Below are 24,195 nucleotides of genomic sequence, written 5' to 3'. Positions count from 1 at the left end.
GACACCGTGATCAAGCCAGACCCCACCGTCGAGATCCCAGCCGACCTCGGCGTCGTCCACTTCGTCGGCATCGGCGGCAGCGGCATGAGCGGGATCGCGCGTCTGTTCGTGAGCGCCGGTGCCCGCGTGACCGGCTCCGACGTCCGCGAGTCGAAGAACATCGAGGCGTTGCGCGCCCTCGGCGTCCCCGTCGCCATCGGTCACGACGCCGCCAACGTCGGTGACGCCGACACCCTGGTCGTGACCGGTGCCCTGTGGGCGGACAACCCGGAGTACCTGCTCGCCAAGGAGCACGGACTCACGATCCTGCACCGCTCGCAGGCGCTCGCCTGGTTGACGTCGGAGACCCGCCTCATCGCGGTCGCCGGCGCTCACGGCAAGACGACGTCGACCGGCATGATCATCACCGCACTCCTCGAGCTCGGTGCCGACCCCAGCTTCGTCAACGGCGGGGTCATCGAATCCCTGGGCGTGAGCTCGGCACGTGGCGACGGCGAACTGTTCGTCGTGGAGGCGGACGAGTCCGACGGGTCCTTCCTGCTGTACGACACGGCCATCGCGCTGATCACCAACATCGACCCCGACCACCTCGACCACTACGGATCGTTGGAGGCCTTCGAGCAGGCGTTCGTGACCTTCGCCGGTCAGGCGCGCGAGCTCGTCGTCATCTCCTCGGACGACGCCGGCGCCGTGCGCATCACCCCGGCGCTCCGCGCGGCCACGGATGGGAAGCGGGTCCTGACGTTCGGTGAAGCCGCGGACGCCGACGTCCGTCTCCACGACGTCGGTTCGACCGGTCCGGTCTCGTTCCAGCTCAGCTACCAGGGCGGCACCTACGCCGCGACGCTCCGCGTGCCCGGCCGACACAACGCGATCAATGCGGCCGGTGCGTTCGCCGTCCTCGTGGGTGTCGGGTTCGACCCCGCGGAGGCCCTCCGCGCCATCACCGCGTTCGGCGGGACCCAGCGGCGCTTCGAGCTCCACGGCGTCGTGAACGGCGTCAGCGTCTACGACGACTACGCGCACCACCCGACCGAGGTCGCCGCCGCGCTGGCAGCGGCGCGGACGGTGGTGGGGGAGGGACGGATCATCGCCGTCCACCAGCCGCACCTGTACAGCCGGACCCGGCTGTTCGCCCAGGAGTTCGCGGACGCCCTCGAACGGTATGCCGACCACACCGTGGTCCTCGAGGTGTACGGCGCGCGGGAGGATCCGGAGCCGGGCGTGACCGGTGCCACGGTGTCGACCCGGTTCGCGGACGCCGACCACGTCGCGTACATCGACGACTGGGCGCGGGCGGCGGACTACACGGCCTCCGTCGTGCAGCCGGGCGACTTCGTGATCACCCTCGGGTGTGGAGACGTGTACCGCATCGTGCCGCAACTCCTCGAGGCCATCGCCGGTCGCGAGTCCGTCTGATGGGCGTCCGGTGAAGCGCCCGGACGGCTTCGACCCCGGGGCGCGACCGGGTCCCGACCGCACCCAACGGACGACGCCGGCGGCCTCAAAGCCGGCACGGGACCGCCCGGAAGCACCCGTGACGGAGCAGGAGACGGACGTCCTCGAGCTCGACGCCGCTCGGCTGACGTCGAAGCGGGGCGCCCCGAAGGTCACGACCGGCCCCCGGTCGTCCTCGGCGGATCGAGCGTCGGCCGCGTCGACCTACCGCGCGTCGAAGACCGAGGACCGAGCGTCGACGACCGAGGAGCGCGATCGTCCCGGGCAACCGTCCGACGAGCATCTGCTCTCCCCACGGGAGGCCGCGCGGCTGCGACGGCGGCACGAGCGACAGGAGATCCGTCGGTTCACCGCCCGGAAGCGTGGGCGTCACCGGCCCTGGGTGTTCGCGGCCGCCATCCTGGCCGCACTGGTCGTCGTGTCGCTCGCCGGTGCCTACTCGCCGCTGCTCGCCGTCCGGAGCATCGAGGTCGTCGGTGCGACGCGCGTCGACCAGGCGGAGATCACCAAGGCGCTCAGCGGCCAGATGGGTCGCCCGCTCGCACTCGTGGATCCCGGAGCCGTCAAGGCGGTGCTCGTCGGATACCCGCTCATCGCCAGTTACTCCCTCGAGTCGCAACCGCCGAGCACCCTGGTGGTCCGGATCGTCGAGCGTGAGCCGGTCGGTGTGCTCCAGTCCGGCACGGTGTACACCCTCGTCGACGCCGCGGGGGTCACGATCGAGCGGAGCGACCAGCCCATCGCCGGGTATCCGACACTCATGGTCGCCGGCGGGGCGACCTCCAAGGGCTTCGTCGCCGCGGCTGCGGTCATCCGAGCCCTCCCGGCGGACCTGCGCGCGCGCGTCGCGTCCGTGTCGGCGTCGACGGCTGACGACGTCACCCTGACGCTCGTCGACTCGCCGGCAGAGGTCGTGTGGGGGAGTGCCGAGCAATCCGCCGAGAAAGCGCTGATCCTGGCCAAGACGATGGCGGCCACCGACCCGTCGCAGGTGAACCAGTACGACGTGTCGTCGCCCTCCGCCGCAATCGTCCGCTGACGGTGTGCGGGGATATTCCCGTCGATGTGCCGACACGCCCGGACGCGTCCCATCAGGGATGGGGCTGGGCCCTAACGTCGTGCTCAGGACAGAAAATGCATACGCAGCATAACTTTAAACCTTAACTTGAGGTTGAGAGTTCACACGGAGGCCTGAAGTGACTACAAACCAGAACTACCTCGCCGTCATCAAGGTCGTCGGTATCGGCGGCGGTGGCGTGAACGCGGTCAACCGGATGATCGAGCTCGGCCTCCGAGGCGTCGAGTTCATCGCCATCAACACGGACGCTCAGGCGCTGTTGATGAGCGACGCCGATGTGAAGCTCGACGTCGGCCGGGAGATCACCCGCGGCCTCGGCGCCGGTGCCGACCCCGAGGTGGGTCGACGCGCAGCCGAGGATCACGCCGAGGAGATCGAAGAAGCCATCGCCGGCGCCGACATGGTCTTCGTGACCGCGGGCGAGGGTGGCGGTACCGGAACCGGGGGCGCACCCGTCGTGGCACGCATCGCGAAGTCGATCGGTGCGCTCACCATCGGTGTCGTGACGAAGCCCTTCGGCTTCGAGGGACGTCGTCGCCAGGCGCAGGCGGAGCTCGGCGTCGCACGCCTGAAGGAAGAGGTCGACACCCTCATCGTCGTGCCGAACGACCGCCTCCTCGAGATCAGCGATCGCGGCATCAGCATGCTCGAGGCGTTCGCCACGGCCGACCAGGTGCTCCTCGCCGGTGTGCAGGGCATCACCGACCTCATCACCACCCCAGGCCTCATCAACCTCGACTTCGCGGACGTCAAGTCGGTCATGCAGGGTGCCGGATCGGCACTCATGGGCATCGGCTCATCCCGCGGCGCGGATCGCGCGATCAAGGCTGCGGAACTCGCGGTCGCCTCGCCGCTGCTGGAGGCCAGCATCGAGGGTGCCCACGGCGTCCTCCTCTCCATCCAGGGTGGTTCCAACCTCGGCATCTTCGAGATCAACGACGCGGCGAAGCTCGTCCAGGAAGCCGTGCACCCCGAGGCCAACATCATCTTCGGTGCGGTCGTCGACGACACGCTCGGCGACGAGGTGCGCGTGACGGTCATCGCAGCCGGTTTCGACGGTGGCGAGCCGCTTACCCGCACGGCGGCCTCTCCGGCCGACGCCGTCATCTCCGGCGGGGTGATGAGTTCCTCCGACGAGACCACCGGGGCGCCGATCAGCACCGCTGCGAACACCACGTCCGAGCCCGCCGAACACCGGTCGGCCGCGGCAGCGCCCGTGTCCTCGGGCGGCGACTGGGGATCGAAGCCGAGCGCGTCATCGCCGTTCTCCGGAGCGACGCACCGCCAGCCCGAGACGGTCGTCGAGACCGCCGTCCAGGACCCCTCGTTCGACGATGAGGGCGAGCTGGACATCCCCGACTTCCTCAAGTAGTGATCGACGAGTCGACCACCTCGGCCGGATCGGGCTCCTCGGAGCCCGATCCGGCATTGCTCGATCGCCTTGCGGACATCCGCGGGCGTGTCGCTGACGCGACGCGAGCGGCGGGCCGGGACACGGAACCGACGCTGATCGTCGTGACGAAGTTCCACCCGGTGACGCTCGTGCAGGCGCTGGCGGCCGCCGGCGTCACGGACATGGGGGAGAGCCGGCACCCTGAGGCGCGCGACAAGGTCGCCGCAGCCGAGGGTCTGGGACTGCGCTGGCACTTCATCGGGCAACTGCAGACGAACAAGGCCAAGCAGGTCCGACGATACGTCGACGCCGTCCACTCGGTCGACAGACCTGAGCTGCTCAACGCGCTGTCGTCCACCGAGCGGCAGCTCGACGTCTTCCTCCAGGTCAACCTGACCGACGATCCCGGTCGAGGTGGCGTCGTCGGTGATGCGGCGCTCGAAGCGCTCACGACCGCGGCGCTCGAAGCGGAGGGCATCGCATTGCGCGGCGTCATGGCCGTCGCGCCGCTCGACGAAGATCCAACGGCGGCCTTCGCCAGGGTCATCGCTGCGTCCGAGCGCATGCGCGCACTCGCCCCGCACGCCGGTGGGCTGTCGATCGGCATGAGCCACGACTACGTCGAGGCCATCGAAGCGGGCGCGACACACCTACGCATCGGCACGGCAATCACCGGGAATCGCCCGGTGTGACGTTAATCTCGGAAGAGCAAGGACCGCAGATCACGGAGGAAACGATGTCGAACCCACTGAAGAAGACCATGGTGTACCTCGGGCTCGCCGACGATGATCTCGAGTACGAGCAGCAGCACGCTGCCCAGGCCGAGCCGACGCAGCAGGCCGAGCCCCGACGCACCGAGCGTCCCGAGCGCGCTGAGCGGGTCGAGCGCGTGGAACGCGTCGAGAAGGCCGCTCCGGTGACGCCGTTGCGCAAGCCGGTTCCCGTGCGGCAGCCCGTCGCCCCGGGCTCGGACCTCAACGAGATCCTCACCGTGCACCCCAAGCAGTACCGCGACGCGCAGATCATCGCCGAGAGCTTCCGCGACGGCGTGCCGGTCATCATCAACCTCTCGCAGATGAGCGACGGCGACGCTCGCCGACTCATCGACTTCGCGAGCGGACTCTCGCAGGGTCTGTACGGCAAGATCGAGCGCGTGACCAGCAAGGTGTTCCTGCTCTCGCCCGAGCACGTCGCCGTTTCCGGAGACAACGGGCAGGGTGCTCCGGAAGCGACCGAGGCTACCTTCTTCGCTCAGTCATAATCGAGGGGTGGCTTCTCTCATCTCCGTGATCGGCACGATCCTCTATCTCGCGCTGCTCCTGTACTTCTTCGTCCTCTGGGCGAGGTTCATCCTCGACCTCGCCCGGGTGCTCCGTCCGCAATGGCGGCCCACGGGCGTCGGGCTGGTGCTCGCAGAACTGAGCTTCACGATCACGGACCCTCCGATCCGGTTCTTCCGCCGTGTCCTCCCACGCGTCGCGGTCGGTCCTGTGGCGCTCGACTTCGGGTGGACCCTCACGATGTTGTGCTGCATCATCGCGATGACGCTCGTCCAACTCCTCTAGCGCTCGAACGGGCCCGCCCGCGAACAGCTCGCCACGATTGTGTGGCTACGATAGAACGTCCGTCACCTGACGGTCGCCTCCGACGTCGTCAACATGTCTCACCCATTGGGTCAGACTTTGCTAGCGTGGGGGCGTTGTACACAGATTTTCGATTCGACAGTGAAGGTGGTTCGCTATGGCGCTCACTCCCGAAGACGTGGTCCAGAAGCGGTTTCAGCAGACCAAGTTCCGCGAAGGCTACGACCAGGACGAAGTGGACGACTTCCTCGATGAGGTCGTCGTCGAACTCCGTCGCCTGATCCAGGAGAAGGACGAGGTCCAGCAGAAGCTGACCGCGGCCGAGTCCAAGGTCGCCGAACTCCAGAAGGGCGGCTCGTCGGCCCCGGCAGCGCTGGCCAAGGCCGAGCCTGCTCCGGCACCCGCGCCGGTCGCCGCTCCCACCCCGGCTCCGGCTGCGGAGTCGACCGACAACACCGCCGAGAGCTCGAACAACCTCCTGCAGCTGGCGCGCCGTCTGCACGACGAGCACGTCGCCGAGGGTGCTCAGCGCCGCGACGCGCTCATCGCCGAAGGCCACGCCACGGCCGCGCGCGTCGTCGCCGAGGCCGAAGCCAAACAGCGTGCCCAGATGCAGATCCTCGAGCAGGAGCGTTCTGTCCTCGAGCACAAGATCGACGAGCTCCGCAACTTCGAGCGCGAGTACCGTTCGCAGCTGCGCGGCTACATCGAGGGTCAGCTGAAGGACCTCGACGCCTCGTCGTCGAGCTCTGCTCCCGATGCGAAGGCCGGCGTCACCGCCGACAGCGCAGCGGTCTAGCGCAGACACCCGGTTGTCTCCCGCATCACCGTCGAAGGCCAGCGCCAGGACTCTTGCAGTCCTGGCGCTGGTTGCCGTCGTGGCCTATTCGGCCGATCAGTTCACCAAGTTCCTCGTCACGACCAACCTGACCGTCGGTGAGTCCGTTCCCGTGCTCGGCCAGGCACTCGTGCTGTACTTCGTCAAGAACTCCGGCGCCGCCTTCTCACTCGGCGCGGGGTACACCTGGATCTTCTCGATCCTCGCGGCGGTCGTCGTGGTGGTCATCGTCTGGTTCGCCCGCCGTATCCGCTCGCGAGCCTGGGCGATCGTGTTCGGCCTGCTGCTCGGTGGCGTGCTCGGGAACCTGACGGACCGGCTCCTCCGCGAGCCGTCCTTCGGTCTGGGGCACGTGGTCGACTTCATCTCCACCCCGTGGATGCTGCCCGCGATCTACAACGTCGCAGACATCTGCATCGTGGTCAGCATGGCCCTCTTCATCCTCCTCACGCTCTTCGGTGTGAACCTCGACGGCTCCCGGACGACGCGTGCGAGCGAACAGGCCGCCCAGGAGGCGGAGGACCGCGAGGCCGAAGCAGACGCGGCCACCCTCGATCCGGCGGAGCCGGGCGACCCGAGCCCGGACGCAGGTCGCCCGTGAACGAGTCGCGGAGCCTGTACGTCCCAGACGGACTCGACGGCGAACGGGTCGACGCCGGCCTGGCCAAGCTGCTCGGCTTCTCCCGGAGTTATGCGGCGGAGGTCGCCCTCGGAGGCGGCGTCACCATGAACGGGAAGTCGGTCGACAAGTCCGACCGACTGCTCGCCGGTGCCTGGCTCGAGATCGAGTGGACGCCTCGCCGCGAGGCCGTGATCGTGCCGATCGCCGTCCCCGACCTCGGCATCGTCCACGACGACGACGAGATCGTGGTCGTCGACAAGCCGGCCGGCGTCGCCGCCCACCCTTCCGTGGGTTGGGATGGCCCGACCGTGCTCGGGGCCCTCGCGGCAGCCGGGTTCCGGATCTCGACCTCCGGAGCCGCTGAGCGGGCCGGGATCGTGCACCGGCTCGATGCCGGGACGAGCGGCCTGATGGTCGTCGCGAAGACCGAGCGGGCGTACACCTCCCTGAAGCGTGCCTTCCACGACCGCGAGGTCGAGAAGATCTATCGTGCCGTGGTCCAAGGACATCCCGACCCGCTCGCCGGCACCATCGACGGGCCGATCGGGCGCCACCCGCGCCACGACTGGCGATTCGCCGTCACCGCCGACGGGAAGCCGTCGATCACCCACTACGAGACCCTTGAGGCGTTCCCGTACGCCTCCTTGCTCGACGTGCACCTGGAGACCGGTCGCACGCATCAGATCCGCGTCCACATGGCAGCTCAGCGGCATCCCTGCGTCGGTGACACGATGTACGGCGCCGACGCGGCGCTCTCGGCCCGTCTGGGGCTCACCCGGCAGTGGCTGCACGCGACGAAGCTCGGCTTCGCGCACCCGGCGGACGGTGAGTTCGTGCGATTCGAGACCGCCTACCCGGCGGATCTGCAGCACGCCCTCTCGATCCTCGAACTCGACTGACGCCGCGTCGCCGATCCACCACCGGCCTCCCCCGCGGGCCGGGGTTGACGGTCGGTGGCGACGATTAGGCTTGTCCAAGACCACCTCGGCGTCAGCGCCGTTCCCCCAGCACGATCCCCGGAGGCGCCGTCCGTGCCCACGTCCACCGATTCGTTCGTCCACCTGCACGTCCACAGCGAGTACTCGATGCTCGACGGCGCGGCGCGGGTGAAGCCGCTCATCCAAGCCGCGGTCGAGCAGGGCATGCCCGCCGTCGCGGTCACCGACCACGGCAACATGTTCGGCGCCTTCGACTTCTGGCGGACGGCCACCGATGCGGGCATCAAACCGATCATCGGGACCGAGGCGTACATCACCCCGGGGACGGCGCGTGGTGACCGCACACGGATCAAGTGGGGCGACGGCGGGGGAGACGACGTCTCCGGAGCCGGGGCCTACACGCACATGACCCTGCTCTCGGAGACGACCGAGGGCATGCACAACCTCTTCCGGTTGTCCTCGAAGGCGTCGATCGAGGGGTACTACTTCAAGCCGCGCATGGACCGCGAGATCCTCAGCGAGTACGGCGCCGGCCTCATCGCCACGACGGGATGCCCGAGTGGTGAAGTGCAGACGAGGCTGCGCCTCGGTCAGTACGACGAGGCGGTCAAGGCCGCCGCCGACTTCCGCGACATCTTCGGCGCGGAGAACTACTTCTGCGAGATCATGGACCACGGTCTCGGGATCGAACGCCGCATCATGGGCGACCTCATCAGGCTGTCGAAAGACCTCGGCCTGCCGCTGCTCGCGACGAACGACCTGCATTACACGCACGCAGCCGACGCCAAGGCGCATGCGGCGTTGCTCTGCGTGCAGTCCGGTTCCACGCTCAACGACCCGAACCGCTTCAAGTTCGACGCCGACGAGTTCTACCTGAAGTCGGCCGACGAGATGCGTCGGTTGTTCCGCGAGTACCCCGAGGCGTGCGACAACACGCTGGCGATCGCCGAACGCTGCGAGGTCGCCTTCGACACCTCCGCGAACTACATGCCGCGGTTCCCGGTCCCCGAGGGGGAGAACGAGGAGAGCTGGTTCATCAAGGAGGTCGAGGCAGGCCTCCACCAGCGATACCCGAACGGCATCCCCGCCGACGTCCGCGACCGCGCGAACTACGAGACGGGCGTGATCGTCCAGATGGGGTTCCCCGGCTACTTCCTCGTCGTCGCCGACTTCATCCAGTGGTCGAAGCGCAACGGCATCCGGGTCGGTCCCGGCCGTGGTTCCGGTGCCGGTTCGATGGCTGCGTATGCCATGCAGATCACCGACCTCGACCCGCTCCGCCACGGACTCATCTTCGAGCGGTTCCTCAACCCCGACCGCGTCTCCATGCCCGACTTCGACGTCGACTTCGACGACCGTCGTCGTGGCGAGGTCATCAAGTACGTCACCGAGAAGTACGGCGACGAGCGCGTCGCGCAGATCGTCACCTACGGCACGATCAAGGCCAAGCAGGCGTTGAAGGACTCCTCCCGGGTCCTCGGCTTCCCGTTCGGCATGGGCGACAAGCTGACGAAGGCCATGCCGCCGGCGGTCATGGGGAAGGACATCCCGCTCGAGGGCATCCTCGACACGAAGCACCCGCGCTACAAGGAGGCCGTCGACCTCCGCGGCATCCTCGACACGGATCCCGAGGCGCGCACCGTCTTCGAGACCGCGCTCGGCATCGAGAACCTCAAGCGCCAGTGGGGTGTGCACGCGGCCGGTGTGATCATGTCGAGCGACCCGCTCATCGACATCATCCCGATCATGAAGCGCGAGCAGGACGGCCAGATCGTCACCCAGTTCGACTACCCCGCGTGCGAGTCGCTCGGACTGATCAAGATGGACTTCCTCGGGTTGCGCAACCTGACGATCATCAACGACGCCCTTGACAACATCAAGAGCAACCGGAACATCGACCTCGTCCTCGAAGACCTCGAGCTCGACGACCGGGGCGCGTACGAGCTGCTGTCGCGGGGCGACACGCTCGGCGTGTTCCAGCTGGACGGCGGTCCGATGCGCGCTCTGCTGCGCCTCATGAAGCCCGACAACTTCGAGGACATCTCGGCACTCATCGCGCTGTACCGTCCGGGCCCCATGGGCGCGAACTCGCACACGAACTACGCGCTCCGCAAGAACGGCCTGCAGGAGATCACCCCGATCCACCCGCAGCTCGAGGAGCCGCTGTCCGAGATCCTGTCGACGAGCTACGGGCTGATCATCTACCAGGAGCAGGTGATGGCGATCGCGCAGAAGGTCGCCGGCTTCTCCCTCGGACAAGCCGACATCCTCCGACGCGCGATGGGCAAGAAGAAGAAGTCCGAACTGGACAAGCAGTTCGAGGGCTTCTCCGGTGGCATGGTGGCCAACGGGTTCTCGATGGAGGCCGTCAACAAGCTGTGGGAGATCCTGCTCCCGTTCTCCGATTACGCGTTCAACAAGGCGCACTCGGCCGCGTACGGGGTCATCTCCTATTGGACGGCCTACCTCAAGGCCCATTACCCGGCGGAGTACATGGCCGGGCTGCTGACGAGTGTCGGCGACTCCAAGGACAAGATGGCGCTCTACCTGAACGAGTGCCGCCGGATGGGCATCCAGGTCCTGCCGCCGGACGTCAACGAATCGATCGGGTTCTTCGCGGCCGTCGGCGAGGACATCCGCTTCGGCCTCGGCGCGGTCCGCAACGTCGGGTCGAACGTGGTCGAACTCATCCGTCAGGCACGCGAACGTGAAGGGCGGTTCACGTCGTTCCACGACTTCCTGCGCAAGGTGCCGCTGCCCGTGGCCAACAAGCGGACGATCGAGTCGCTGATCAAGGCCGGTGCGTTCGACTCCATGGGTGACAGCCGACGTGCGCTCTACGAGATCCACGAGGACGCGGTCGACTCAGTCGTGAAGGACAAGCGCGCCGAGGCGTCGGGGAGCATCGGCTTCGACTTCGACAGCCTGTTCGCAGAGGTCGGTGAGGTACCGCTCGCGAGCGTTCCCGAACGACCCGACTGGAGCAAGCGCGACAAGCTCAACTTCGAGCGCGAGATGCTCGGGCTGTACGTCTCCGACCACCCGTTGGCCGGTCTCGAGATCGAACTCGCGAAGCATGCGACGACGACCATCACCGACCTCATGACCGCCGAGAACATGGACGGCGAGACCGTCGTCATCTCGGGGCTCGTCACGAGCGTCCAACATCGCATCGCGAAGGCGTCCGGCAATCAGTACGGCATGATCCAGGTCGAGGACTTCGGCGGCGAGATGACCGCCATGTTCATGGGCAAGGCCTACCAGGAGTTCGCGTCAGAACTCGTCGGCGACTCCATCGTGGTCGTGCGTGGCCGCGTCAGCGTCCGCGACGACGGGATGAACCTGCACGCCTACAGCATCTTCTCGCCCGAGCTCCCGGAGGCGGGTGCCGATCGCATGCTCCAGCTGACGATGGCGGACGCCCGCGCGACGACCGAGACAGTGATGACCCTTCGCGACATGCTCTCGAGACACGCAGGCTCGACCGAGGTCCGACTGAAGCTCTTCCGGGGCGATGTCGCGCGGGTGTTCGAGTTGCCGCATCGGGTCAGCGTGTCTTCCGGGCTCTTCGGGGAGCTGAAGTCGTTGCTCGGCCCGAACTGTCTCGGTTGACGCGTTGCGCTCCACGTCGCCGGCGGGACACGACGCCGTGAACGGTAGGCTGTGACGGCCATGATCACCACCATTGACCTCAGGGGCGTGCGGCCGAGCCGTACCGAACTCCTGGAGATGCTGCCCCGTCCCGTCGTCGACGTCACCGCCGCAGCCCATGCGGCGCAGTCGCTGATCGACGCCGTACGGACCGAGGGTTCCGCTGCGTTGTCGGCGCAGTCCGACCGTTTCGACGGCGGCCGGCCGGAGCACCTCCGCGTGCCTCAGTCCGAGATCGACGCTGCGGTGGCCGCACTGGACCCGGCGGTGCGCGCTGCACTCGTCGAGGCCATCGACCGGGTTCGCGAGGCGACGCGAGCGCAGGTCCCGCCGGAGCGCACCACCACGCTCGGCGAGGGAGCGACCGTCGTGCAGCGGTGGGCGCCCGTCGGGCGGGTCGGGCTGTACGTGCCCGGGGGCAAGGCCGTCTACCCGTCGAGCGTCGTCATGAACGTCGTCCCGGCGCAGGAGGCCGGGGTCGGCTCCGTCGCGCTCGCGTCACCACCGCAGCGCGAGTTCGACAACCGTGTGCACCCCACCATCCTCGGAGCCGCCGGTCTCCTCGGGGTCACCGAGGTGTACGCCATGGGCGGGGCCGGAGCCATCGGCGCGTTCGCCTACGGGGTCCCTGACATCGCACTGGATCCGGTCGACGTCGTGACGGGTCCCGGGAACATCTTCGTCGCGGCCGCGAAGCGCCTCGTGAAGGGGCAGGTCGGCATCGACGCCGAGGCCGGTACGACCGAGATCCTGGTCATCGCGGACGCCTCCGCCGACGCCAGACTCGTCGCCGCCGACCTCGTCAGCCAGGCCGAGCACGACGAGGCCGCGGCGTCGTTGCTCGTCACCGACGACGAGCCCCTGGTTCTGGCCGTCCAGGACTGGTTGCGTCGCTACGCCGCCGGCACCCGCCACGGCGCTCGCGTCGTCCAAGCCCTTGCCGGTCCGCAGTCCGCCATCGTGCTCGTCGACGACCTGGAGGCCGCCGTCGCGTTCAGCAACGCCTACGGACCGGAGCACCTCGAGGTCCAGACCGCCGTCCCGGAGGCGCTGCTCGGCTCCATCACGAACGCCGGCGCCATCTTCCTGGGGGAGCACACCCCGGTGAGCCTGGGGGACTACCTCGCCGGATCCAACCACGTCCTTCCGACGGGAGGACAGGCCCGCTTCTCGTCCGGCCTGGGTGCCTTCACCTTCCTCCGCCCACAGCAGGTCGTCCGGTACGACGAATCCGCGCTCCGCCAGGTCTCGGGCCACATCGTCGCCCTGTCGTCATCCGAGGACCTCCCCGCGCACGGGGAAGCGGTGACGGCGCGCTTCGGCCTCGTCGACGCCGAGACCCGCGCCGCCGAGGAGCACACCGAGCACGCCACACCCGAGGGAGCCGTCTGATGTACTGCCCGTTCTGCCGCCACCCCGACTCCCGCGTCATCGACTCGCGGACGAGCGACGACGGGCTCGCGATCCGTCGGCGCCGGCAGTGCCCGGAGTGCGGGCGGCGGTTCAGCACGATGGAGACCTCGAGCCTCGGCGTGATCAAGCGCTCCGGTGTGGTGGAGCCGTTCAGCCGGGAGAAGGTCGTGAGTGGCGTCAGGAAGGCGTGCCAGGGTCGTCCGGTGACGGACTCCGATCTCGCGGTGCTCGCGCAGCGCGTCGAGGAGTCCATCCGCGCGACGGGTGCCTCGCAGATTGACGCGAACGACATCGGTCTGGCGATCCTCGCGCCGCTGCGGGAGCTCGACGAGGTCGCCTACCTCCGGTTCGCCAGCGTCTACCAGGCGTTCGAGTCCTTGGACGACTTCGAGTCGGCCATCGCGCTCCTCCGGGTCGAACACGCCGCGGGCACGTCGAATGCCGACGAGCCGATCGTGGAGCGCTGAGCCTTGTACCGGTTCCTTTTCACCCACGTCCTGGCGAAGCTCGATCCGGAGCGCGCCCATCACCTCGCGTTCGACGTGATCCGTGCGCTTCCGTCCACCGGCCTCGGGTCCGTCATGAGGCGGTGGACCGCACCCCGGACCGACCAGTCCGTTGAGGCGCTCGGCCTCCGGTTCGAGACCCCGTTCGGTGTCGCCGCCGGGTTCGACAAGGACGGCAAGGGGGTGCTCGGGCTCGGGCTCCTGGGCTTCGGTCACGTCGAGGTCGGCACCATCACGGCGATCCCGCAGGCGGGCAATCCGAAACCACGCCTGTTCCGCCTCGTACCGGACCGCGCCGTGATCAATCGCATGGGCTTCAACAACGAGGGTGCCGCATCCGCCGCGCCACGACTGGCGCGGACGGCCCGCGTCGCCAGGCGTCCCGTCCTCGGCGTGAACATCGGCAAGAGTCGGGTCGTGGACGTCGCCGACGCCACGGCCGACTACGTCTCGAGCGCCTCCCTGCTGGCACCCACGGCCGACTACCTCGTGGTCAACGTCAGTTCTCCGAACACCCCTGGTCTCCGAGGTCTCCAGGAGCTCGATCAGTTGTCGCCCCTCCTGGACGCGGTGCGTGCGGCTGCCGGGACGACACCGCTCCTCGTGAAGATCGCGCCGGACCTCACGGACGCCGAAGTGGACCGCATCGCTGAGCTCGTCGTCGAACTGGGGCTCGACGGGATCATCGCGACGAACACGACGATCTCCCGCGACGGACTCGAGACCGACCCGGAGACCGTCGAGGCGGCCGGTGCCGGCGGGCTCTCCGGCGCGCCACTCGCCGACCGGTCGATCGCGGTCCTGAGACGCATCCGCGCCGTCGTCCCGTCGGAGCTGTGCGTGATCTCCGTCGGCGGTGTCGAGACCGCCGCGGACGTGCAGGAACGCCTCGACGCCGGCGCCACACTCGTCCAGGGTTACACCGCGTTCCTGTACCGCGGTCCGCTCTGGGCCCGTCAGATCAACCGCGGGCTCGACCGCCTCGCTCGCGCCCGTCGCTGACCCGGTCGAACGCCGCTGACGACGAACGCCCGCCGGTCTGGGACCGGCGGGCGTTCGTGGCGAGAGACCTACTTGTTGGGGAACTGGCCGCGCTTGACCTGCGGCTTCGGCAGGCGGAGCGGGCGCAGCTGCAGCGCACGCATGGCGGCGTACCAGCGCACACGCGGCTCGTCCTGACCGAACTTCGCTCGGAGGGCCTTCCGGACGCGGAATCCGAGGAAGAAGCAGTCGGCGATGGCGATGATGAAGAAGACCCAGAGGGTCAGCATGCCGTAGACCTGGATCTCGGGGACCGGCATGAACGTGAGGATGATGACGAGGAACATGACCGGGATCATGAACTCGCCGATGTTGAACCGGGCGTCCACGTAGTCGCGGACGAACTTCTTCTGCGGGCCGCGTTCGCGAGCCGGGAGGAACTTGTCGTCACCTGCCGCCATGCCGGCCTGAGCTCGGCGTCGAGCCTCGGCCTGCTGGGCCTTCGCTGCGCGTGAGGCCTCCTTGCGGTCTGAGGGGACGAGCGGACGCTTGTTCTGCGCCTCGCGTTCGGCGCGCGACGGCGTCGGGCGGCCCTTCGCCTCCTTGGCGCCGCGGGCGAGCCGTTCGGCGGTCTGCGCCGCGGTCTCGACGAGGGGCTCTGATGCTGGGGTGCTCTGCTGTTTGGCCACGGTGGAACGTCCTTGATCGGGGGATTCGCTTAAGATTACTCGCATGACGACAGGTACCACGACGGAATCGGCCCAAGATCCACACAACGACCAGGAACTCCTCGACCGACTCCGCGAAGCGGTCGCGGGCGCACTGCCCTCCTCGATCGCCGACCTGTCGGCACTCGTGCGGATCCCCTCCGTGTCCTGGTCGGCGTTCGACGCCGCCGAGGTGGCCAGGAGCGCCGAGGCCGTCGCCGAACTCGCCCGCGGTCTCGGTGTCTTCGACGAGGTCTCGGTGCGCCGCGCCGCCGTCGACGGAGGGACGGAGCTCGGGCAGCCGGCCGTCCTTGCCCGGCGCGACGCCCGCAACGGACGCCCCACCGTGCTGCTCTACGCACACCACGACGTCCAGCCGCCCGGAAGTGACGACAAGTGGGAGTCGCCGCCCTTCGAGCCGACCGTCCGCGACGGCCGCCTCTACGGGCGGGGCGCCGCCGACGACAAAGCCGGAGTGATGTCCCACATCGCGGCGATCCGGGCCGTCACCGAGGTGCTCGGTTCCGATCTCGACCTCGGCATCGTCCTGTTCATCGAGGGGGAGGAGGAGTTCGGGTCACGATCGTTCGGCTCGTTCCTGGAGGAGCACCGCGAGACGCTCGCGGCAGACGTCATCGTCGTCGCCGACAGCGACAACTGGGACGAACGGACCCCGGCCCTCACGATCGGCCTGCGTGGCAACGTGACGTTCCGGTTGCGCGTGAAGACGCTCGACCACGCCTCGCACTCGGGGATGCTCGGGGGAGCGGTGCCGGACGCCATGCTCGCGGCCGTCACCCTCCTCGCGACCCTGTGGGACGCCGATGGTTCCGTGGCGGTCGAGGGGCTCACCTCCCACGACGCGGTCACCCCCGAGTTCGACGAGGCGCAGCTCCGCGCGGAGTCAGGCCTCTCCGATGGCGTCTCGCCCATCGGCCGGGGTTCCATCCTCAGCCGGATCTGGTCCCAGCCCGCGATCACCGTCACCGGGATCGACGCACCGACCGTGGCCAACGCCTCGAACACCCTCATCCCGGAGGTGGCCGTCCGCATCAGTGCGCGGATCGCCCCCGGTCAGGACCCGGCGGACGCCTACAGAGCCCTCGAGGCGCACCTCCTGGCCCACGCGCCCTTCGGCGCGCAACTGGCCATCGACGAGGTCGACCAGGGGAGTCCGTTCCTCGTCGACACGAGCGGCTGGGCCGTCGCCGAGGCGAAGCGCGCCATGCACGACGCCTGGGAGGTCGAGCCGGTGGAGATGGGTGTCGGTGGATCCATCCCGTTCATCGCCGACCTCGTCCGGGTCTTCCCGGAGGCCCAGATCCTCGTGACGGGCGTCGAGGACCCGCACTCGCGGGCCCACAGCCCGAACGAGTCGCTGCACCTCGGGGTGTTTCAGAAGGCGATCCTCACGGAGGCGGTCCTCCTCGGACGGCTGGCCTCGGCACCGAAGCCCTCGGCAGAGTGACCCGCGGCGGTGGGAACACCCCCGGCATCATGGGGGTGCGCCCGCCGCCCCGAGCGGTAGAATGACTCACAGGCGTCGTCCGGCGCCGCCAGACCTCGCGAGGAGCATCATGAGCGACACCATCCTGACCGAGACCAAGATCGACGCGGCCCACGGCGTCGGCCTCTCCGACACGGCGGCGCAGAAGGTCAAGAGCCTCCTCGAGCAGGAGGGTCGCGACGACCTCCGCCTGCGTGTCGCCGTCCAGCCCGGGGGCTGCTCCGGACTCATCTACCAGCTCTACTTCGACGAGCGCATGCTCGACGGAGACGCCACGGTCGACTTCGACGGCGTCGAGGTCATCGTCGACAAGATGAGCGTCCCGTACCTCGACGGTGCCTCGATCGACTTCGAGGACACCATCCAGAAGCAGGGGTTCACCATCGACAACCCCAACGCCGAGGGCAGCTGCGCCTGCGGCGACAGCTTCCACTGAGGCAGATTCTTCCTGAAGGGGAAATCACCCGGTCCCGGGTGGTTTCCCCTTCGACATTCCGGTCACGATCCGGCACCGCGGACGCGAATGGTCCGGCGTTCACCACCCATCCCCACTAGACTGGGAGGCGATCCACAGGTGTGTATTCGAAAGGTTTCAGAGGTGCGCTCGACTCGTCGTCTCAGATGGGCTGCCATTCCGGTCGCAGCCACACTCGCCATAGTCCTGGCGGGTTGTACGCAGGCGGAACTACATGGTTACCTGCCGGGATTCGTCGAGGGCGAATCTCCCGTCACGAACCACACGGACCGCATCGCGGGCCTGTGGGTGACCGCTTGGCTGGTGCTGCTGGCCGTCGGCGTGGTGACGTGGGGGCTCATCATCTGGGCCGTCATCGTCTACCGCCGCCGCAAGGGCCAGACGGGCCTCCCCGTGCAGCTCCGGTACAACATGCCGATCGAGATCTTCTACACGGTCGTCCCGCTCATCCTGGTCCTCGGCTTCTTCGCCTTCACGGCACGCGACCAGAACGCGATCGAGACCCAGTACGAGGATCCCGACGTCGCGATCGAGGTCTTCGCCAAGCAGTGGGCCTGGGACTTCGTGTACGACGAGGCCGTCAACGGCCAGGACGTCTGGACCGCAGGCGTGCAGGCCGATGAGAAGCCGGGCGGCGTCATCGATCAGGACGAGCTCCCCACCCTGTACCTGCCCGTCGGCAAGACGGTGAAGATCGCTCTGCAGTCGCGCGACGTCATCCACTCCTTCTGGGTCATCGACTTCCTCTACAAGAAGGACATGTTCCCGGGGAAGACCAACTACATGTCCTTCACGCCTGAGCGTGAGGGAACCTACGCCGGCAAGTGCGCCGAGCTCTGTGGCGAGTACCACTCGCTCATGCTCTTCAACGTGAAGGTCGTCTCGCAGGCCGAGTACGACAAGCACCTCGAGGACCTGGCCGACTCCGGCAACATCGGCGACTACGGCACCGAATACGACCGCAACAGCAACCTCCCCGGCACCAAGGCGCCGGCAGGTCTCGAAGAGCACGGAGACGGGGAATGACCTCCACCACGCTTCCTGCAGGCCAAGCGAGCGTCGTCGGACGCACCTCGGTCGAGCGCAAGGGCAACATCCTGGTCAAGTGGATCACCTCCACCGACCACAAGACCATCGGGTACATGTACCTGATCGCCTCGTTCATCTTCTTCTGCCTCGGTGGCGTCATGGCGCTCATCATCCGTGCGCAGCTCTTCGAGCCCGGCGGAACGATCGTCGAGACGAAGGAGCAGTACAACCAGCTGTTCACGATGCACGGCACGATCATGCTGCTCATGTTCGCGACGCCGCTCTTCGCCGGCTTCGCGAACGCGCTCATGCCGCTGCAGATCGGTGCACCGGACGTCGCCTTCCCACGACTGAACGCCTTCGCGTTCTGGCTCTACGCCTTCGGTAGCCTCATCGCCGTCGGTGGTTTCCTCACCCCGCAGGGTGCTGCGGCCTTCGGCTGGTTCGCGTATGCGCCGTTGTCGAGTACGACCTTCTCACCGGGCCTCGGAGGGAATCTCTGGGTGCTCGGTCTGGCTCTGAGCGGATTCGGAACCATCCTCGGTGGTGTCAACTTCATCACCACGATCATCACCATGCGCGCTCCCGGCATGACGATGTTCCGCATGCCGATCTTCACGTGGAACGTGCTCGTGACGTCGATTCTCGTCCTCATGGCGTTCCCGGTCCTCGCCGCCGCGCTCTTCGGCCTCGCGGCCGACCGCGTGTTCGACGCCCACATCTACGATGCTGCGAACGGTGGCGTCATCCTGTGGCAGCACTTGTTCTGGTTCTTCGGTCACCCTGAGGTCTACATCATCGCGCTGCCGTTCTTCGGCATCGTGTCGGAGATCTTCCCGGTGTTCAGCCGCAAGCCGATCTTCGGCTACAAGACCCTCATCTACGCGACGATCGCGATCGCAGCCCTCTCCGTGACGGTGTGGGCCCACCACATGTACGTCACCGGCTCCGTGCTGCTGCCGTTCTTCGCGCTCATGACGATGCTCATCGCGGTTCCGACCGGTGTGAAGATCTTCAACTGGCTCGGCACCATGTGGCGCGGCTCCGTCACCTTCGAAACCCCGATGCTCTGGTCGATCGGCTTCCTGATCACCTTCGTCTTCGGTGGACTCACCGGTGTCATCCTCGCGTCGCCGCCACTCGACTTCCACGTCTCCGACTCCTACTTCGTCGTCGCGCACTTCCACTACGTCGTCTTCGGCACGGTCGTGTTCGCCATGTTCGCCGGCTTCTACTTCTGGTGGCCGAAGTGGACCGGCAAGATGCTCAACGAGAAGCTCGGCTACTGGCACTTCTGGTTGCTGTTCATCGGCTTCCACACGACGTTCCTCATCCAGCACTGGTTGGGCGTCATCGGGTTCCCGCGTCGGTACGCGACGTACTCGCCGGAAGACGGCTTCACGTGGATGAACCAGCTGTCGACCGTCGGATCGTTCATCCTGGCGATCTCCCTGCTGCCCTTCTTCCTGAACGTGTACGTCACGATCCGGAAGGCTCCCCGGGTGACCGAGGACGACCCGTGGGGTTACGGAGGATCGCTCGAGTGGGCGACCAGCTCGCCGCCCCCGCGCCACAACTTCGTGTCGATCCCGCGCATCCGTTCGGAGCGCCCGGCGTTCGACCTCCACCACCCCGAGGTCGGTATCCCGGTTGGCGTCGGTCCTGCGAAGGACGCGCCTGATACACCCACGCTCGACGTCGACTCCGGGAAGGTGAAGTAGCCGCCATGCGCGCCAATATCATCCTCTTCACGATCCTCACGGTCTTCTGTGCGCTCCTCTGTGCGGTCTACACGGTGTGGTCGATCATCGACCCGCTGCACGGCCGCGTCGAGTGGGTCGGGACGGTCACGCTGGCTCTCGCAGCCATCCTGAGCGCCTTCCTCGGCTTCTACCTCAGCCGCGTCCACAAGAGCCAGGGAGCAGAGCTTCCCGAGGACACCCTGACGGCGAACATCGATGACGGCGATCCGGAGATCGGGCACTTCAGCCCGTGGAGCTGGTGGCCGATCATCCTCGCCGGCGCCTGTGGTCTGCTCGTGCTGGGTCTTGCCGTCGGCTTCTGGATCGCGATCATCGGTATCCCGCTGGTCGTCATCGCTGTCGTCGGTTGGAACTACGAGTACTACCGCGGATACTTCGCCCGCTGATGGTCGACTCGTTCAGCATCCGACGTGGCCAGCCCGACGACCGGTCCGCAGTCTTCGCGTTGGCCGGCCAGCTCATCACGGGTTCGATCCCACCGGGCGCGGATGACTTCATGGCTGCGTACAACAACGTGATGCGTCCCCGCGAGGACGAGACGAACGTGCTGTATGTCGCCATCGATCAGGATGACCGCGTCGTCGGCTACACGTTGATGACCGTGTCGCGCCTGTTGCACGCTGCGGGCCTCACCGCGCACCTGCAGGAGCTGGTCGTCGACGAGAGTGCTCGTGGTGCAGGTATCGGTTCGGCGCTGGTCGAGGCGAACGAGCACTACGCCGTCGAACGCGGCGCTCGTCAACTGACGATGTCGACGTCGCGGGCCGGAGACTTCTACCGTCGCCTCGGTTACAACGTCACCGCGGAGTTCTACAAGAAGATCCTCCCGCTCGGCTGAGCGTCAAAACGGTACCGAAGAGCCCTCGAGCACACCGCTCGGGGGCTCTTTCGCGTCTCCTCGAGGGGATTGTCGCGTGCGCCGCACCAACGGACGTTCGGCCCGTCTTCTCCGTGCTCCGTTGATCTCCCAGCCGGTCCGGGCGCGGTGCCGACGAGCGATACCCGTCATGGGCGCACTCAGGCCGAGATATGGGCGTGGCTGGCCAGTGAGGCGATGCGGCGTTGCGGCCGCCGGGTGCGCAGCAGCCTGCGACTGGCGAACCCCGGGCCACGGACGAGGCGTCGGCGAGCTAGCAAGGCCAGGGAGCGAGAGCGGACGAGCGCCTGACGGCAGGCCACACGAGCGATCGTGTCGGGCGCGGCGCAAGGCAGAGCGCAGCTCGCATCGCCGTCCTGCTTGGGGGAGTGGGCCACCGCCGACCAGCGCGAGGCCCACCTGAACCCGAAGCGCTATCCGCCCGTGAAGCTCTCACGGGGAGACAGCTCCGCACCCGCGCCGGTTGTCACGAGCGCCGTGGATGAGAGCGGTCTACAGGCTTGTTCTGGGCTTCGTGAGGGCCGTGAGCGTCTCGGATCGGCGCGAGACACGGAGGCGGCCGAGCGCATCACGCTGTCTGTCGTGCGAGGGAACGAGAAGAGCCCCGCAGTCCGTGGACTGCGGGGCTCTCGTCGTGAGGCGTCGACTAGTGGTGGTCGCCGTGGGAGCGTTCGATCTCCGTGTTCGTGACCGGAGCGATCCGGTCCTCGAAGAACCACCGCGACATCGCCGCGCGGGCCTTCTGCACGCCGGTGATCTTGCCCTTCGCGTTCGGACGGATCATCAACGGCTTGTGGTCGTCGTAGCTCGCCAGACGCCAGCGCTCGTACTCGTCCACCGGTTCGTGGACCTCGATGAACTCGCCACCGGGGAGGCGGACGATGCGTCCGGTCTCGTAGCCGTGGAGAAGGATCTCGCGGTCCTTCTTCTGCAATGCCAGGCAGGTCCGCTTGGCGAGGAAGTAGGCGATGAACGGTCCGAGGATCAGGATCGCCTGCAGCGTGTGGATCACGCCTTCCATCGTCACCTTGAAGTGGGTCGCGATGATGTCCGAGCTCGCGGCTGCCCACAGGGCGGCGTAGAACGTGACACCGGCAGCACCGATGGCGGTGCGGGTTGGCGCGTTGCGCGGGCGGTCGAGGATGTGGTGTTCGCGCTTGTCACCGGTGATCCACGCCTCGACGAACGGGTAGATGAACACCGTGACGATGAACAGGCCCAGAACGAGGACGGGAAGGATGATGTTGAACGAGAACGTGTGGTCCAAGAGGACGAACTCGAGGTGCGGGGGCACCAGACGGAGCGCCCCGTCGGCGAAGCCGATGTACCAGTCGGGCTGCGTACCAGCGGAGACCGGTGAGGGGTCGTACGGGCCGTAGTTCCAGATCGGGTTGATCGTGAACAGCGACGCGATGAGCATCACGACACCGAAGACGATGAAGAAGAAGCCACCAGCCTTCGCGGCGTACACGGGGAGGACGGGGAAGCCGACCACGTTCTGCTCGGTGCGACCGGCGCCCGGGAACTGCGTGTGCTTGTGCACGACGACGAACACGAGGTGCAGCGCGATGAAGAGCAGCACCAGCGCAGGCAGCAGCAGGATGTGGAGCGTGTACAGCCGGCCGACGATGTCGGTGCCCGGGAACTCGCCGCCGAAGAGCAGGAAGGTCGTCCAGGTGCCGATGATCGGCAGACCCTTCACCATGCCGTCGATGATCCGCAGGCCGTTACCGGAGAGCAGATCGTCGGGGAGCGAGTAGCCCGTGAAGCCCTCGGCCATCGCCAGGATGAAGAGGACGAATCCGATCACCCAGTTGAGCTCGCGCGGCTTCCGGAACGCACCGGTGAAGAAGATCCGGAGCATGTGGAGGCCGATGGACGCGACGAACAACAGTGCGGCCCAGTGGTGCACCTGACGCATCAGGAGGCCACCGCGGATGTCGAACGAGATGTCGAGGGTCGACGCCATGGCGACCGACATCTCGATGTTCTTCAGCGGGACGAAGGACCCGTCGTAGTGCACCTCGGCCATGGAGGCCTGGAAGAAGAAGGTGAGGAACGATCCCGACAGCAGGATGATGACGAAGCTGTAGAGCGCCACCTCACCGAGGAGGAACGACCAGTGGTCGGGGAAGATCTTGCGACCGAACTCCTTGACGGCGACCGAGATGGACGTCCGTTCTTCGAGGTAGTTCGCTGCAGCGCCGGTGAAACCACCGGAGCTCTTCGCCGGAGCGGCCTTGGCCTGCTCAGGGGCGCGTGTTGCGGTCGAGGTGCTCAATGACGCTCCCAGAAGCTCGGGCCGACAGGTTCGTGGAAGTCGCTCCGCGCGACGAGGTAGCCCTCGTCGTCGACGGTGATCGGCAGCTGCGGGAGCGGCCGGGCGGCCGGTCCGAAGATGACCGCGCAGTGGTTCGTGACGTCGAACTGCGACTGGTGGCAAGGGCAGAGAAGGTGGTGCGTCTGCTGCTCGTACAGCGCCACCGGGCACCCGACGTGGGTGCAGACCTTGGAGTAGGCGACGATGCCGTCGTAGGACCAGTCCTTCTTGGACTCCTCCTCGACGAGGTCTTCCGGCTTCAACCGCATGAGGAGGACGATCGCCTTGGCCTTCTCGTTGAGGACGTGCTCGGCCTCGTGGAGGTTCTCCGGGATGACGTGGAAGGCGCTTCCGAGGGTGACATCGGACGCCTTGATCGGCGTGCCGGAGGGGTCGCGAGCGAGACGCGTCCCTTCCTTCCACATCGTGTGCTGCATGAGCTCGACCGGGTCCTCGTCGTACGGCGCGAGGCCGCGGAAGAGGGCGATGCCGGGGAGCGGGAAGACGATGAGCGATCCGATGAGGCTGTTGCGGATGAGCGCACGGCGTCCGATGCCGGACTCGACGTTCGCCTCGTGCATGATCTCGACGGCACGATCGCGGCTGACCTGGTTGCCGCCGACCTTGTGGCGGTAGTCGATACCCTCCTCGTCGTGCATGAGGGCCTTGCCCCAGTGCACGGCGCCGATACCGATCGCGAGCAGGGCGAGCGCCATGCCGAGACCGATGAAGAGGTTGTTCAACCGGACGGACCCGATGTCCTCGGGCTCGATCGGGAACGCCATGTAGGCGGCGACCGCCCAGACGCTGCCGGCGATCGACAGATAGAAGAGGGTGTAGACGGCGCGCTCGGCCCGCTTGTCCTTCTTGGGGTCGAGGTCCGTGACGCGCTTCCGGTGCGGAGGCAGACCAGGGTCGGCGATGGCATCGCGGGCGATGACCCCGGTACCGGTCGCGACCTGCAGCTCCTGCCCGTGGGCGGACGGATCGGCAGACGAGTCGGCGGTCGGGTGACCCGAACCGCTCGAGTTGTCGTGAGCCATTGTGCTCCTTCTT

Annotated in this window: 22 protein-coding genes; 19 read left to right on the top strand and 3 right to left on the bottom strand. The window is 67.4% G+C overall.

Annotation, left to right across the window (positions count from 1 at the left end):
* The first annotated feature begins 6 nt into the window (after positions 1 to 6).
* From murC to ITJ57_RS11510, 13 genes are all read left to right on the top strand, one after another.
* Positions 7 to 1,419 carry a UDP-N-acetylmuramate--L-alanine ligase gene (gene murC / locus ITJ57_RS11570; RefSeq protein WP_194670117.1) on the top strand — a complete coding sequence of 471 codons (1,413 nt, stop codon included), beginning with the start codon at positions 7 to 9 and terminating at the stop codon, positions 1,417 to 1,419.
* Between the two features lie 118 nt (positions 1,420 to 1,537).
* A complete protein-coding gene (locus tag ITJ57_RS19810; RefSeq protein ID WP_194670116.1) occupies positions 1,538 to 2,497 on the top strand; it encodes an FtsQ-type POTRA domain-containing protein in 960 nt (319 codons plus the stop codon).
* A 157-nt stretch (positions 2,498 to 2,654) separates the two neighbouring features.
* Positions 2,655 to 3,908 carry a cell division protein FtsZ gene (ftsZ, locus tag ITJ57_RS11560; protein WP_194670115.1) on the top strand — a complete coding sequence of 418 codons (1,254 nt, stop codon included), beginning with the start codon at positions 2,655 to 2,657 and terminating at the stop codon, positions 3,906 to 3,908.
* A 56-nt stretch (positions 3,909 to 3,964) separates the two neighbouring features.
* Positions 3,965 to 4,621, top strand: coding sequence for a YggS family pyridoxal phosphate-dependent enzyme (locus ITJ57_RS11555; protein WP_228507179.1), 657 nt, complete (start codon positions 3,965 to 3,967; stop codon positions 4,619 to 4,621).
* Between the two features lie 44 nt (positions 4,622 to 4,665).
* Complete coding sequence (locus ITJ57_RS11550; protein ID WP_194670114.1) at positions 4,666 to 5,190, top strand: cell division protein SepF; 525 nt, start codon at positions 4,666 to 4,668, stop codon at positions 5,188 to 5,190.
* A 7-nt stretch (positions 5,191 to 5,197) separates the two neighbouring features.
* Entirely contained in the window at positions 5,198 to 5,494 is a 297-nt protein-coding gene (locus ITJ57_RS11545) for a YggT family protein (protein WP_056005447.1), read from the top strand.
* 175 nt (positions 5,495 to 5,669) lie between these two features.
* Positions 5,670 to 6,311: a DivIVA domain-containing protein gene (locus ITJ57_RS11540; protein WP_194670113.1), complete on the top strand. Its 642-nt coding sequence runs from the start codon at positions 5,670 to 5,672 to the stop codon at positions 6,309 to 6,311.
* Positions 6,271 to 6,951: a signal peptidase II gene (gene lspA / locus ITJ57_RS11535; protein ID WP_194670112.1), complete on the top strand. Its 681-nt coding sequence runs from the start codon at positions 6,271 to 6,273 to the stop codon at positions 6,949 to 6,951. Before ITJ57_RS11540 ends, lspA begins: the two co-directional genes overlap by 41 nt.
* A complete protein-coding gene (locus ITJ57_RS11530; protein WP_194670111.1) occupies positions 6,948 to 7,871 on the top strand; it encodes an RluA family pseudouridine synthase in 924 nt (307 codons plus the stop codon). Before lspA ends, ITJ57_RS11530 begins: the two co-directional genes overlap by 4 nt.
* A gap of 132 nt (positions 7,872 to 8,003) precedes the next feature.
* Positions 8,004 to 11,522 (top strand): DNA polymerase III subunit alpha, encoded by a 3,519-nt coding sequence (dnaE, locus tag ITJ57_RS11525; protein ID WP_194670110.1) that lies wholly within the window; start codon positions 8,004 to 8,006, stop codon positions 11,520 to 11,522.
* 60 nt (positions 11,523 to 11,582) lie between these two features.
* The gene (hisD, locus tag ITJ57_RS11520) at positions 11,583 to 12,953 is read left to right on the top strand and encodes a histidinol dehydrogenase (RefSeq protein ID WP_194670109.1); all 1,371 of its coding nucleotides are present in this window, start codon (positions 11,583 to 11,585) and stop codon (positions 12,951 to 12,953) included.
* Entirely contained in the window at positions 12,953 to 13,441 is a 489-nt protein-coding gene (gene nrdR, locus ITJ57_RS11515; RefSeq protein ID WP_194670108.1) for a transcriptional regulator NrdR, read from the top strand. The genes hisD and nrdR overlap by 1 nt, the downstream gene beginning before the upstream one ends.
* Positions 13,442 to 13,444: 3 nt before the next feature.
* Entirely contained in the window at positions 13,445 to 14,482 is a 1,038-nt protein-coding gene (locus tag ITJ57_RS11510) for a quinone-dependent dihydroorotate dehydrogenase (RefSeq protein ID WP_194670107.1), read from the top strand.
* A gap of 68 nt (positions 14,483 to 14,550) precedes the next feature.
* On the opposite strand, the gene ITJ57_RS11505 is transcribed toward ITJ57_RS11510, so the two are convergent.
* Positions 14,551 to 15,150 carry a DUF3043 domain-containing protein gene (locus ITJ57_RS11505; protein WP_056005465.1) on the bottom strand — a complete coding sequence of 200 codons (600 nt, stop codon included), beginning with the start codon at positions 15,148 to 15,150 and terminating at the stop codon, positions 14,551 to 14,553.
* 43 nt (positions 15,151 to 15,193) lie between these two features.
* Here ITJ57_RS11505 and ITJ57_RS11500 point away from each other — a divergent pair, with 43 nt between their 5' ends.
* The 6 genes from ITJ57_RS11500 (at position 15,194) to ITJ57_RS11475 (ending at position 20,780) form a co-directional block, all read left to right on the top strand.
* A complete protein-coding gene (locus ITJ57_RS11500; RefSeq protein ID WP_194670105.1) occupies positions 15,194 to 16,636 on the top strand; it encodes a dipeptidase in 1,443 nt (480 codons plus the stop codon).
* Between the two features lie 109 nt (positions 16,637 to 16,745).
* Positions 16,746 to 17,111 carry an iron-sulfur cluster insertion protein ErpA gene (erpA, locus tag ITJ57_RS11495; RefSeq protein WP_056005471.1) on the top strand — a complete coding sequence of 122 codons (366 nt, stop codon included), beginning with the start codon at positions 16,746 to 16,748 and terminating at the stop codon, positions 17,109 to 17,111.
* A 162-nt stretch (positions 17,112 to 17,273) separates the two neighbouring features.
* Complete coding sequence (coxB, locus tag ITJ57_RS11490) at positions 17,274 to 18,176, top strand: cytochrome c oxidase subunit II (RefSeq protein ID WP_194670104.1); 903 nt, start codon at positions 17,274 to 17,276, stop codon at positions 18,174 to 18,176.
* Positions 18,173 to 19,900, top strand: a complete 1,728-nt coding sequence (gene ctaD, locus ITJ57_RS11485; RefSeq protein ID WP_194670103.1) for a cytochrome c oxidase subunit I — start codon at positions 18,173 to 18,175, stop codon at positions 19,898 to 19,900. Before coxB ends, ctaD begins: the two co-directional genes overlap by 4 nt.
* A gap of 5 nt (positions 19,901 to 19,905) precedes the next feature.
* Positions 19,906 to 20,328: a cytochrome c oxidase subunit 4 gene (locus ITJ57_RS11480; protein ID WP_194670102.1), complete on the top strand. Its 423-nt coding sequence runs from the start codon at positions 19,906 to 19,908 to the stop codon at positions 20,326 to 20,328.
* Complete coding sequence (locus ITJ57_RS11475; RefSeq protein WP_194670101.1) at positions 20,328 to 20,780, top strand: GNAT family N-acetyltransferase; 453 nt, start codon at positions 20,328 to 20,330, stop codon at positions 20,778 to 20,780. Before ITJ57_RS11480 ends, ITJ57_RS11475 begins: the two co-directional genes overlap by 1 nt.
* A 685-nt stretch (positions 20,781 to 21,465) precedes the next feature.
* Here ITJ57_RS11475 and ITJ57_RS11470 read toward each other — a convergent pair.
* Both ITJ57_RS11470 and ITJ57_RS11465 read right to left on the bottom strand, forming a co-directional pair.
* The gene (locus tag ITJ57_RS11470) at positions 21,466 to 23,100 is read right to left on the bottom strand and encodes a ubiquinol-cytochrome c reductase cytochrome b subunit (protein ID WP_194670100.1); all 1,635 of its coding nucleotides are present in this window, start codon (positions 23,098 to 23,100) and stop codon (positions 21,466 to 21,468) included.
* On the bottom strand, positions 23,097 to 24,182 hold the full coding sequence (locus ITJ57_RS11465) for a ubiquinol-cytochrome c reductase iron-sulfur subunit (protein ID WP_056005489.1): 1,086 nt from the start codon (positions 24,180 to 24,182) through the stop codon (positions 23,097 to 23,099). The genes ITJ57_RS11470 and ITJ57_RS11465 overlap by 4 nt, the downstream gene beginning before the upstream one ends.
* Positions 24,183 to 24,195: the final 13 nt, after the last annotated feature.

The organism is Plantibacter sp. VKM Ac-2880, from assembly GCF_015351235.1.
GTDB lineage: Bacteria > Actinomycetota > Actinomycetes > Actinomycetales > Microbacteriaceae > Plantibacter.
This window is presented reverse-complemented; position numbering and strand designations above follow the sequence as displayed.